General features: G+C 35.5%; 10 protein-coding genes. 5 read left to right on the top strand and 5 right to left on the bottom strand.

All coding sequences use genetic code 11. From position 1 onward, the window contains the following. Together EYD45_RS14530 and EYD45_RS14525 are read right to left on the bottom strand one after the other, a co-directional pair. The coding region (locus tag EYD45_RS14530; protein ID WP_130965288.1) for a VWA domain-containing protein at positions 1-2,055 on the bottom strand (2,055 nt) is incomplete at its 3' end. 47 nt (positions 2,056-2,102) lie between these two features. After that, positions 2,103-2,609 (bottom strand): hypothetical protein, encoded by a 507-nt coding sequence (locus tag EYD45_RS14525; protein WP_130965287.1) that lies wholly within the window; start codon positions 2,607-2,609, stop codon positions 2,103-2,105. A 476-nt stretch (positions 2,610-3,085) separates the two neighbouring features. Between EYD45_RS14525 and EYD45_RS14520 the strand changes: the two genes are divergently transcribed. The 4 genes from EYD45_RS14520 (at position 3,086) to EYD45_RS14505 (ending at position 7,300) form a co-directional block, all read left to right on the top strand. Next, the gene (locus EYD45_RS14520; RefSeq protein WP_130965286.1) at positions 3,086-3,574 is read left to right on the top strand and encodes a SixA phosphatase family protein; all 489 of its coding nucleotides are present in this window, start codon (positions 3,086-3,088) and stop codon (positions 3,572-3,574) included. Between the two features lie 127 nt (positions 3,575-3,701). Then, positions 3,702-5,765, top strand: a complete 2,064-nt coding sequence (ppk1, locus tag EYD45_RS14515) for a polyphosphate kinase 1 (protein ID WP_130965285.1) — start codon at positions 3,702-3,704, stop codon at positions 5,763-5,765. A gap of 1 nt (position 5,766) precedes the next feature. Beyond that, positions 5,767-6,672, top strand: a complete 906-nt coding sequence (locus EYD45_RS14510; protein ID WP_130965284.1) for a Ppx/GppA phosphatase family protein — start codon at positions 5,767-5,769, stop codon at positions 6,670-6,672. 100 nt (positions 6,673-6,772) lie between these two features. After that, entirely contained in the window at positions 6,773-7,300 is a 528-nt protein-coding gene (locus EYD45_RS14505; protein ID WP_130965283.1) for a porin family protein, read from the top strand. Here the strand turns inward: EYD45_RS14505 and miaE are convergent. Genes miaE through EYD45_RS14490 form a run of 3 tightly spaced genes read right to left on the bottom strand, consistent with a single transcriptional unit; the run spans position 7,297 to position 10,173 of the window. Beyond that, entirely contained in the window at positions 7,297-7,878 is a 582-nt protein-coding gene (miaE, locus tag EYD45_RS14500; protein ID WP_130965282.1) for a tRNA-(ms[2]io[6]A)-hydroxylase, read from the bottom strand. The genes EYD45_RS14505 and miaE overlap by 4 nt on opposite strands. After that, entirely contained in the window at positions 7,865-8,428 is a 564-nt protein-coding gene (locus EYD45_RS14495) for a hypothetical protein (protein WP_130965281.1), read from the bottom strand. Before EYD45_RS14495 ends, miaE begins: the two co-directional genes overlap by 14 nt. A 2-nt stretch (positions 8,429-8,430) precedes the next feature. After that, on the bottom strand, positions 8,431-10,173 hold the full coding sequence (locus EYD45_RS14490; protein ID WP_130965280.1) for a DNA polymerase III subunit gamma/tau: 1,743 nt from the start codon (positions 10,171-10,173) through the stop codon (positions 8,431-8,433). Between the two features lie 284 nt (positions 10,174-10,457). Here EYD45_RS14490 and EYD45_RS14485 point away from each other — a divergent pair, with 284 nt between their 5' ends. After that, the gene (locus EYD45_RS14485; RefSeq protein WP_130965279.1) at positions 10,458-11,924 is read left to right on the top strand and encodes a vanadium-dependent haloperoxidase; all 1,467 of its coding nucleotides are present in this window, start codon (positions 10,458-10,460) and stop codon (positions 11,922-11,924) included. Positions 11,925-11,948: the final 24 nt, after the last annotated feature.

The raw sequence follows: 11,948 nt of genomic DNA, 5'->3' as shown, positions 1-11,948 counted from the left end.
ATCTGTACCTACAGGAGCAGTATAAGTTACCACCGCACCATCAGTACCACCATCTACATTGACGTTTATAGGGGCAGGACAGTTAATCGTAGGATCTTCGTTATCCGTTACCGTTACTGTTTGCGTACAGCTAGCGGTATTACCACTACCATCAGTAACAATCCAAGTAACAATAGTATCTCCTAATCCAAATTCAAAAGTAATAGGATCAATGTCTGAATTACTTACTTGAGCCACAATAGAGGCCACGGAACAGTTATCCGAAGTTGTAGGTGTACCAAGAGTAACAGTAGTTGAACAATTGCCAATTGCATCATCAGAAGTGTTAGCAGTTATATCTGCTGGACAAGAAATTATTGGATCTTCACTATCTCCAGCATCAATAATTGTAGTATTAACCGTAGTTGTACATCCTATGTCGTCAAGAATTGTTATGGTATAATTACCTGTAGTAAGATCTGGAAACGTTCCAGAAGGTTGGTAATTGGTACCACCATCAATAGAATAAGAATACGGCGCTGTTCCATCTACACCTTCTGCTACAATTTCTCCTGTTGCAGCCCCTGGACAAATCACATTAGTTTGTGATGTAATGTTTCCACTTAAGGCAGTAGGTAAAACCACTGTATTTGATGTTTCGGTTACATTTGGCAATATACATCCAGTTCCATAAGTACCTGTGTATGTTAAAGTAGCTGTAAAATTTCCTTGAAATGGAGGTGTTCCTGTATAATTAAAGGTACCACTTAAAGTATTTGATGTTCCAACTGAATTTCCATCCAAGAAGAATTCCCAAGCATAAGAATCTGCCATAGATGAACATCCACCTTGGTCAACAGTACTTGAATAATCAATGCTAGTACATCCACTTTGAGAAATTGTTGGATCAATATCCGGGCAGGGTAAACAAACCGTTGGATTATTAAATGTTATTGACGCTGTATTACAAGATGAATCTTCATAATTAATAGTTGAAGTGCCTGAAGGATTAATTCCACATACCGTAGGTGTGCCTTCAATGGTATAATTAAGGGTGATTGTTTCGTTGAACACATTATTTACATCCCAAGAAACCGTTTGACCAGAAACAGTTCCTGTACCTTTACTAGCAACAATAGAACCAGGAACTACTGAGTATCCAGTTTCAACAATATCCGTTACCAGAGCTTGACTTGGTAATTGTGTAGCTGCTGCTACTAATTGTCCTAATATTGTATTGTAAATTCCTGTTAAATCTGCGTTATCTTCAGTGGTAAAGGCACCAGCATTTTGCATTTGGTCCAAAGTACTTACACCTCTAGCTTCAACAGGACCACCGATAGCACCTATAAGTCCAATTGTGAAAAAACTTTGATTATATACTTCTCCAGCTATTGTTGTGGTCCATGAGTCTTGTGCAGCTTGAATAGCTTCTAACACACACGGTGTCTCGTCAACTAACGAAGCACAATTTGTAGCACTACTTTGAGGATCTCTACTGGTTGGTACACCATCAGATAAAAGAATAATACTTCTGTTAGTTCTACAATCAAAAGTACCATTGGTTGTTAGCTCATTGTCAGCTAAAATTACGGCATGTTCAGTATTTGTTCTTCCTCCAGTAGATATGGCGTTTATCGTATTTATGAGTGTTGTTTCTCCACTACTATCAGTTAACGGTTCATCTAAAGAAGCTGTTGTTCCAAAAGTGACTATAGCTATTTTATTCAACCCTGTTGGGTTGTTGGCAGGTAAAAAGAATTGATTTATAAAATCAATAGCCGCATCCTGAGCATGTTCTATAGGTAAAGGTGTTGTTGGATCTCCATCATCATCATCCATACTACCAGATCTATCAATTACAAGGACAACTTCTTGAGGTTGTGCAGGAGGGTTGCCAATAACTTCCAATGTAACATCAAATTGATTACAATTAGTGGCGTTTTCAACTGCATATTTATTGACTATAACTTCTTGTGAGTACAGAGAATTTACAGAGAAAATAAAGCACAATACAAACAATAATTGCACTAGGCTTTTTTTCGGATTTCTATGAAATAGTAATGGATTTTTCATAAAGCTTTTTTTAAAGTCTTTAAATAGTAGGTAACTGTATGATTAAACTATTCTTCAGATGGATTAGGTATATAAACGCTTAAGATAGCTTCAGCACCACTAGTGCTACAATTTTCAGATTTTGCTGTAACCATAAAACAACTCCATGTGTAGTAGGGCGTTCCACTAGGTACTTCTACTTTAACATAAAATTTTTGAGATTCTCCTCCGTTAATGGTTATGGCCGCGTCTGAAGATTTTGACGTAAGATTATTAGGCAATTGTATAGACACATCCAAGTCAGGATTGTTATTTACTCCTTTTGAAAGACTATTGCTGCTTTTTTTGCAAGCTTGCTTCGTTTTTTCTACACTTAAAGAATAAGTTTTGGAAGCACTTGAAGTATTCTTTAATATCAAAGTGAAAAAGGCACCATTTTCCCCCGCCGATTTTACGCTTCTATTTTTTTCAACAGTGAGTTCCGCGTTGCAGCCAGAGTTATTTTGTGAAAAACCAATGTTATTTCCAAGAAGGAAGGTAACAAAGCATATAATTATAATTGTTGTTTTTCTCATGATTACGAATAGTTATCTTATTAAATTTCATTTCTTTTACTCTAAATCAAATAAACCAATCATGTCAAATAATTATGACTTGAATGCAAAACAAAAATCGTAAAGTTTTTGAGGGAAAAACAATTAGAAGTAAAGGTAGCTGAAGAAGCCGTCTTACCGTTTGAAATTTGATTTGGGGTCATTTTCTCTAGTTTATAGGTGCTACAAATAGACATATATCTTCAATGTTTTTCAAAAAAAAATGCCAAAAACACTATTTTATTCGACAAAGAGGTTTATTGTTTTTACTTATCGGTATAATATACCATTCATCGGTTGATAGCACTTATAAATTGTTTAATACCTGGCATTTAGCGATTCATGTTGATTCTTTTGTTGATTTTAGTTATTTTACTCTAGTTTAATAAGCAAATAAATTGAATTTTATCGATAAAAACAACATTTTATCGAAAAAAAATGCTTTTAATCGAGAGTATATGAAAAAACTAATTTTAGTAAGACACGCAAAATCATCTTGGGAATTTGATGTTATCGATCATGAACGCCCATTAAAAAATAGAGGTATAAAAGACGCAAATCTTGTTGCGAATGAATTGAAATCCTATAATATAAATCCCGACAAGGTTTTAATAAGTGATGCAGCACGAACTAAGTTGACGGCACAAATACTGTTGCCAGCCCTAAACATTCCAGATAGCAAGGTTAGTTTTGAACATAAACTATATGACTTTTCAGGTAGAGATTTGGTTGAAGTTGTTAGAAGTTGTGATGATGACATAAAAACCCTTATGGTATTTGGGCATAACCATGCTATCACAGCTTTTGTAAATACTTATGGAGATAGGTTTATTGATAATGTACCAACATGTGGTGTGGTTACAGTGGAGTTTAATGAGGATAAATGGTCTGAGATTAATCCTGGAAAAACTGTATTCACCATTTTTCCAAGAGATTTAAAAGAATAATCTTAAAGTTAGACGCTTTATTTTGACTCTTTCTAAAAGTGTAAGGTTGACAAAATTTTTTATGGTCTTTAGAATAGCTTTTTACCTTAAATGAAATATCTTTGTTGGTACTATAATTTGACAGAAAATGACTAAATCAGAAATTGCAGAAAGTAGGTATATCAATAGAGAAATTAGCTGGTTACAGTTTAATGCGCGGGTATTGCAAGAGGCAACAGATGTAAGTGTTCCGTTAATTGAAAGATTGCGATTTCTTGGTATTTTCTCAAACAATTTAGATGAATTTTTTAAAGTAAGATACGCTACAGTTAAACGTATCGTTGAAGCAGGAAAAGGCGGTAAAAATGAACTAGGAGGAATTAAGGCCAAGGAATTACTTGAGATCATTACCAAAATAGTAATTGAACAGCAGGCTGAGAGTATAAGGGTTTTAAACGAGATAGATGAAGCACTTAGGAATGAAAATATTTTCGTCATCAATGAGTCTCAAATAGACGATAAACAGAAGGAGTTTATTAAAAATTATTATTTTCAAAATATAAGTACAGCTCTAGTTACTATTATATTGAATGACTTAGTGGTGCTTCCTAATTTGAAGGATAGCGCAGCGTATTTGGCGGTAAAAATGCAGATGAATGATGGTACCAAGCAGTTCGCTCTTGTTGAAATACCAAAAACAGTGGATCGTTTTGTAGTATTGCCAAAGCGAGGAGATAAAAACTTCATCATAATGGTGGATGACTTGTTGCGTTATTGCCTAAGTGATATCTTCAATATTTTTGATTACGAATCTATCTCTGCACATATGATTAAAATAACTAGAGATGGTGAATTAGATTTTGACAGTGATTTAAGTAAGAGTTTTATAGAAAAAATATCCGATAGTGTAAAGCACAGGGAAGTTGGTGAACCTGTTAGGTTTGTTTATGATAAAACCATTGATCTTGATACACTTGAGTATCTGATGGAGAAGATGGGTATTGATAATACCGATAGTATTATCCCCGGTGGAAGATATCACAATAAGCGAGACTACATGGGATTTCCAAGTCTTGGTAGAGGAGATTTACTCTATGATAAAATTTCAGCCTTACCGGTAAAAGGACTGAGCTTAGAGACCAGTATATTTGAAGCCATATCTGAAAAGGATTATATGGTGCATGCCCCATACCACACGTTCTCATACGTCGTGAAATTTTTGAGAGAAGCTGCCTTAGATCCAAAAGTAAAAACTATAAAAATTACTATTTATAGGCTTGCTCAAATATCGCATGTAGCCAGCTCATTAATTAACGCAGCTATTAACGGGAAAACGGTTACTGTTTCTATCGAATTACGCGCTAGGTTCGATGAAGAAGCTAACATTTATTATGCGCAACAGATGAAAAAAGAGGGTGTAAACCTAATTTTTGGAGTACCAGGACTCAAGGTTCACAGTAAAATGTGTGTTATTGAGCGCGAAGAAGGCAAAAAACTAAGGCGCTACGGTTTTATTAGTACTGGTAATTTCAACGAATCCACTGCAAAAATATATACTGATTATACATTGTTTACTTCAAACCAACCAGTCTTAAAAGAAGTAAATAAAATATTTAACTTTTTTGAAACCAATTACAGAATTTACCAATACAAACATTTAATAGTCTCTCCACATTACACAAAGAAAGCCTTTTTTAAACTTATTGATGAGCAAATAGAAGAAAGTAAAAATGGAAATCAAGGATATATTAGGTTGAAAATGAATAGTTTATCAAGTTACGATATGGTAGATAAACTATATGAAGCTAGTAATGCTGGTGTAAGGATTGATATGATTGTTAGAGGTATTTGCTGCTTAATTCCTGGAGTTGAAGGTATGAGTGAAAATATCAAGGTGATAAGTGTTGTAGATAAGTTTTTAGAGCACCCTCGTGTTTATATTTTTGGTAAGAATGAAAATGCTAAAATATATATATCTTCGGCAGATTGGATGACAAGAAATATTGAAAACAGGGTAGAGGTAAGTTGCCCTATTTATGATGAAGATATTAAACAGGAAATAATTGATAACTTTGATATCTGCTGGAGCGACAATGTGAAGGCTAGATTAATAAATACACAGAAGGAAAATGAATACCGAGTTGATGATAATCCAAGAGTAAGATCTCAGATCGCATTGTATGATTATTATCTTGATAAGTTAAAAAAATAATATGCTCTCGATAAAAAAATATGCAGCAATAGACATTGGTTCAAATGCTGTAAGATTGTTGATTTCCAACGTGATAGAGGAAAAAGGTAAACCCGTGGTATTTAAAAAGAATTCCTTGGTAAGAGTACCTATCCGTTTGGGAGCTGATGTTTTTATTAAAGGTCGAATTTCAAAAGAGAACACCCAAAGAATGTTGGATACCATGTTGGCTTTTAAGCTGCTCATGAAATCCCATAAGGTAGTGAAGTATAAAGCATGTGCAACTTCTGCTATGCGAGAGTCCAAAAATGGAAGTGATGTTGTTAACGCCGTTTTTGATCATGCTGGGATAAGTATTGATGTTATTGATGGGGAAGAAGAAGCTGCTATAATTGCAGCTACCGATTTAAATAAATTTATAGACCCTGAAAAGGTATATCTGTATGTTGATGTTGGTGGTGGAAGCACAGAATTCTCAGTGATTACTAAAGGAGAGCGTATTGTTTCCCGTTCATTTAAAATAGGTACAGTACGTTTGTTAAACGATATGGTAAAGAAAGATGCTTGGACCGAGTTGAACACTTGGATAAAAGAGCATACCGGTCACTATGAGAAGATTAGTGTTATAGGCTCTGGTGGGAACATCAATAAAATTTTCAAGGTCTCTGGAAAGGCGCTTGGAAAACCGCTTACCTATTTTTACTTAACTACTTATTATAATACGCTTCAAAGTTATTCTTATGAGGAGAGAATTACCGAGCTTTCCTTAAATCAGGATAGGGCAGATGTAATTATTCCCGCAATGCGCATTTATTTATTTGCTATGAAATGGAGTGGCGCCAAACACATTTATGTGCCAAAAATAGGACTCGCAGATGGTATCATAAAAAGCGTGTATTTCAATACGGTTTCTAGTAATACACAGTAAAATTCTGCAATTCAACTACATTTTCTCCTGTATTTTAAATTTATAATATATATTCGTGGGCGTATATTTATACAAAAATATAAACCCAAAACTATTAAAAATGAAAAGATTAGCACTTATAGCTATTTTACTTAGCCTATCATTTCAAGCGTATTCTCAGAAGGGCACATATGGTGTCCGCGCAGGTTATACGATCTCAAATTTAGATTTTGAAGGAGCACCAACTATGGTTAACGAACATAGAAACAGTTTTTACATCGGTTTTTATGGAGACTTCAGATTATCCAATGTGGTTTCGGTAGTTCCAGAACTTCAATTTTCTCCTGAGGGAGCCAATGCTGAAAGTTTACATTTGGATTTAATACAGATGCCAGTACTATTTAAATTTCGTTTAAACCAAAAATGGCGTTTTGGTGTTGGTCCACAAGCAGCATTAAAATCACATAAAGAAGGTGATATGATGCGTAATTTCCATTATTCAGCCATTGGTGGATTAGAATATAAATTCAACCAAATGATATATGTGGATTTGAGATATAGTTACGGATTATCAAATATATTTGACGACAATGTAGGTGTTGAAGCTATCAATACCAATATCCAAATTGGTATAGGCTATCAATTTTAACCGTGAATAGCCTCTGAAGTTCCTAGGTCAGACATAATTTTAGCCTCATAATCAAGAAGTTGCTGCCATTTGGTATCAACTTCTTTTTTATTCCCGTATTGTCTCGCAAAGCCTAAAAACATGGTGTAGTGATTAGCTTCGCTCACCATTAAGTTTCTGTAGAAGGTGCGCAATTCTTCATCTGCCAATTCTTCAGAAAGTAGCCTGAAACGTTCACAGCTTCTCGCCTCAATCAATGCCGCATATAGTAATCTGTGCACTAGTTGCGTGGTTCTGCTACCTCCTTTTGGGAAGAATTTCATCAGCTCGATAACGTATTCGTCTTTTCTGTCCCTGCCTAAAGTCCAACCACGTTCAATGATTTTATCGTGCACCATCTTAAAATGACTAATTTCTTCTTTCACTAAAGCGGTCATTTCTTGCACCAACTCAGTATATTCTGGGAAACTTACAATTAGCGAAATAGCGGTACTTGTAGCTTTTTGTTCGCAAAATGCATGATCGGTTAATATTTCTTCAATATTTTTTTCTACAATATTCACCCAACGTGGGTCAGTTGGTAACTTAAGTCCTAGCATGTTTTATTTTTTTAAAATCTGCATGTCCAAATGCATCAATACTAATTCGATAAAAGGCATTGTGCGCGTTTTTTGGTACAACGTTAGATGTTATTAAAATCACCTTATTCTCTTCTAAGGAGGCCATTTCATCTACGCTTATGCCATTATTCAGATACTGCTTAATGTTCATGTCTTTTTGTTGGTTTTTATCTGAAAATGCATTACTCAACACTTTCTTAAAAATGAGCTTACTGTTTTTATAAACAGTTATTTCAGAATCAATTTGCCTAAATTGCTGTGCGTTGTCCAACAGTGCACCTTCTGTAAGTTGCACCATTTTATCCATATTCGTAAAGTTCTTTACGGTTACGCGGTAGCCATTACTCAAAATAGTATCGGTTTTAACTTCGGCATACTGTTCAGGAAAAACGGCTATGGTTTTAGAAACATTTTGAGCCTCCTTAAATGTTTTTACCGATTTTTTCAGAGCCTCTCGTTTCTTTATTCTGCCATCACAACTATAAAATGCAATGAGGCCAATACAAAGTAAAACTAAAATATATCTCATGGTTATAAATCTAGATCAAATGTTTTACGCAATGTTTCAATAGAGGCATTCTTTTCCTTTAGTTTCTCAAATTTTTCGCGTGTAGTGTAAGCGTATTTCTTGCTAACTTGTTCGTTTACGGTAATGGAAAGGTTAATGTCAAAATTATTGAGGGACTTTCTTAAATAACCCATCAAATCATATTGTTGTCGTTCTAGCTCTACTTTATTGGTTTCATTTGGAAACTCTAGGTGTATGGTTGTGCCTTTTACTTTTGGTGTGTCTATGGCTAAAATAGAAGCCAAATTATGTTTGCCTTGTTTTTGGGTTTTCTCGGTAAAGGTGTTCCAGTGTGCGATAAGTTCTTTTTCGGTGAAATCCTCTTTTGGTAGTTCTTTTTCATCAAGAACTACCTCAATTTGTTTCAACTGGTGCTCTTTTTTGGCCTTAATGCTACTTAATGATAAACCAGACTTGCGTTTTGTTTCTTGTTTGAGTTCAATTTTGGGAGGCTCTTTTACCTGAAACTTTTCTATAACTTCAGCTTTTCCTGAAACTGAAACTTTTTCAAGAACTTTTTCTTGTGGAACTGGAGCTTGTTCAACTTTTTTAGGTTCTAATTCAGGTTTGTTTACAGGAATAGGAGCGATACCCTTTCTGCGAAAATAAGAAGCAGGAATTATGAAGCGTTTATTGTTTTTTTTTTCTCCATCAAAAGTGATAGAGGCAAGCTGCATAAGGCATAGTTCAACTAATAAACGTTGATTTTTACTCGTTTTATATTTTAAATCGCATTCATTGGCCAGTGCAATACCATCTAACAGAAACTGTTGCGATGCTTTTTTACATTGCTCCAAATACTTTTGTTTTATTTGGTCTCCTACTTCCAGTAGTGCAATAGTGCTTTCGGTTTTACTCACTAACAAATCCCTAAAATGGGATGCTAAACCAGCAATGTAGTGATGCCCATCGAAGCCCTTGGACAGTGTATTGTTGAATTGCAGTAACAGTTCTGGAATCTTATTTTCCAGAATTAAATCGGTACTGGTAAAATAGGTTTCGTAATCCAGTACATTTAGGTTTTCGGTAACGGCTTGTCTGGTTAGGTTTTTCCCAGAAAAGCTTACCACACGATCAAAAATAGAAAGCGCGTCGCGCATGGCGCCATCCGCCTTTTGGGCGATGATGTGTAGGGCGTCATCTTCGGCAGTAATACCTTGTTCTTCGGCAATGTATTTTAGGTATTCCTTAGCATCCTTAACTGTGATACGTTTGAAATCAAAAATTTGACAACGTGATAAGATGGTAGGAATTATTTTGTGCTTCTCTGTGGTTGCTAGAATGAAAATACAATGCTTTGGTGGTTCTTCCAGTGTTTTTAAAAACGCATTAAAAGCTGCTTGGGAAAGCATGTGTACCTCATCAATAATATAAACTTTGTATTTACCTACTTGCGGTGGAATACGTACTTGATCGGTAAGGCTTCTAATATCATCTACCGAGTTGTTGGAAGCCGCATCTAGCTCAAAAATGTTAAAGGCAAAATCTTCGTCCTCTTTCTCTGTACCATCACTGTTTATCATTTTAGCCAAAATACGGGCGCAAGTGGTTTTACCCACACCACGCGGACCAGTAAACAATAGCGCCTGTGCTAGGTGGTTGTTTTCAATGGCGTTGAGCAACGTATTGGTAATAGCCTGTTGCCCCACAACATCCTTAAAGGTTTGCGGGCGGTACTTGCGGGCTGATACTACGAAGTGTTCCATTAAATTCTGAATTTTATTCAGCATTTTTCAACACTGAATTCATCATTAACAAATTTAAAAATTCAGTTTTGAATTATGAATTTTGAGGGTGGAATTTACGATGAGTTATTAACAAAAATAGACGACATATAAACTTGACTTTGCGAGAAAAAATGATAATTTCGCTTAACGTTTGATATAAGTCATTAAAATGACGTATATCCAGAGAAGTTGTTTCTCATTATGAAAAATTACGATCTCAAAAAATTATTTTAAATTTCTGAAGTAAAATTAACATACAAATAATGAAAAGAATATTACTGATATCATTAATTACCCTGACTTTTTTTGGGTGTAAGAATAACCAAAACAAACAACAAAATTCGATTGAAATAACTGAACCCAAAGGAGCTGAAAATATTGCATATAGATGGGGTAAAATGGCTTTAACCGCAACAGCAAATGACACTGAAAGATTCAAACCAAGACCAACAATTACCTCTCGTTATTTAGGCTTAATTTCTGTTGCTGTTTTTGATGCTTGGTCAAGATATGATGAAAAAGCAATTCCTGTTTATTTAAATGATGTAGAAAGAAGACCAAAAAATGAGCAATCATTGAAAAACAAGGAAATAGCCATAAGCTATGCGGCATTCAGAGCAATGAATGAGTATTACTACTCTGATAAAAAACTATTTGAAGATTTTATGAGAGAATTGGGGTTAGACCCAAGTAATGAGAGCCTTGACCCAAACACACCAGAAGGAATTGGGAATTTAGCCGCTAAAGCCGTCATAGAGGCACGAAAAGGAGACGGAGCGAATCAATATGGAGAAGAAGATGGGTCGGACGGAAAACCTTACTTCAATTATGTAGGCTATGAACCTGTTAATTCAGCCGATAAGAACGTTGACGCAAATCGTTGGCAACCAAAATATTTCTCGGACGGCAAAGGTGGAACGTTTGCACCAGGTTGCCTAACACCTTATTGGGACAAAGTCAAGCCAATTGCATTAAAATCTGGTGGTCAGTTTAGACCAGGCCCACCGCCAATGATTGGTTCTGAACAATTAGAAAAAGAGGTTCAGGAAGTTATTGAAATGCAGGCTAATTTAACCGATTACCAAAAAGCTCTAGTGGAATTTATGCGAGATGGCCCGCAATCTGTGCAACAAGCAGGACATTGGCTAAAATTTGCGCAAGACGTTTCAAGAAGAGATAACCATACATTAGACCAAGATGTAAAAATGTACTTCTACAACCAAGTTGTAGCTATGGATGCCTTTATTGCCTCTTGGGATTCTAAAATGTTTTATGATTATGCCCGACCATATGCATTAGTCCACGAATACTACCAGAACCAAAAAATAAAAGCTTGGGGAGGAGAAGGAAAGGGAATGATTGAAATGGATGGCAAACAATGGAGACCTTATTCACCCGAGACATTTTTATGTCCACCTTTTCCAAGTTATGTTTCTGGACATAGTACGATTAGTGGTGGCTGCGGTGAAGCCTTAAAAATTTGGACTGGTAGTGATGAATTTGGCTCTAGTGCAGAGTTAGTTGCAGGCGCGATGACCGAACCAGATAATTTGGGAGATACAGTAACATTGGAATTCCCAACTTTTACAGAAACAGCAGAAATGGCTGGCATATCAAGAGTATTAGGTGGCTACCACATACAAGCGGACAATGTAGCTGGACTCGAATTGGGTCGAAATGTGGCTAAAGAAGTTTGGGAATTCTACAAAAAACATATTGGAGAAAAATAACGAGACACAAGAAAGAACTGAGTT

It is taken from the genome of Hyunsoonleella flava, assembly GCF_004310325.1.
GTDB lineage: Bacteria > Bacteroidota > Bacteroidia > Flavobacteriales > Flavobacteriaceae > Jejuia > Jejuia flava.
This window is presented reverse-complemented; position numbering and strand designations above follow the sequence as displayed.

Excerpts from the sequence above, each read along its gene's own strand:
- EYD45_RS14525 (WP_130965287.1), bottom strand. The coding sequence starts at position 2,609 with ATGAGAAAAACAACAATTATAATTATATGCTTTGTTACCTTCCTTCTT.
- EYD45_RS14520 (WP_130965286.1), top strand. The coding sequence starts at position 3,086 with ATGAAAAAACTAATTTTAGTAAGACACGCAAAATCATCTTGGGAATTT.
- ppk1 (WP_130965285.1), top strand. The coding sequence starts at position 3,702 with ATGACTAAATCAGAAATTGCAGAAAGTAGGTATATCAATAGAGAAATT.
- EYD45_RS14510 (WP_130965284.1), top strand. The coding sequence starts at position 5,767 with ATGCTCTCGATAAAAAAATATGCAGCAATAGACATTGGTTCAAATGCT.
- EYD45_RS14505 (WP_130965283.1), top strand. The coding sequence starts at position 6,773 with ATGAAAAGATTAGCACTTATAGCTATTTTACTTAGCCTATCATTTCAA.
- miaE (WP_130965282.1), bottom strand. The coding sequence starts at position 7,878 with ATGCTAGGACTTAAGTTACCAACTGACCCACGTTGGGTGAATATTGTA.
- EYD45_RS14495 (WP_130965281.1), bottom strand. The coding sequence starts at position 8,428 with ATGAGATATATTTTAGTTTTACTTTGTATTGGCCTCATTGCATTTTAT.
- EYD45_RS14490 (WP_130965280.1), bottom strand. The coding sequence starts at position 10,173 with ATGGAACACTTCGTAGTATCAGCCCGCAAGTACCGCCCGCAAACCTTT.
- EYD45_RS14485 (WP_130965279.1), top strand. The coding sequence starts at position 10,458 with ATGAAAAGAATATTACTGATATCATTAATTACCCTGACTTTTTTTGGG.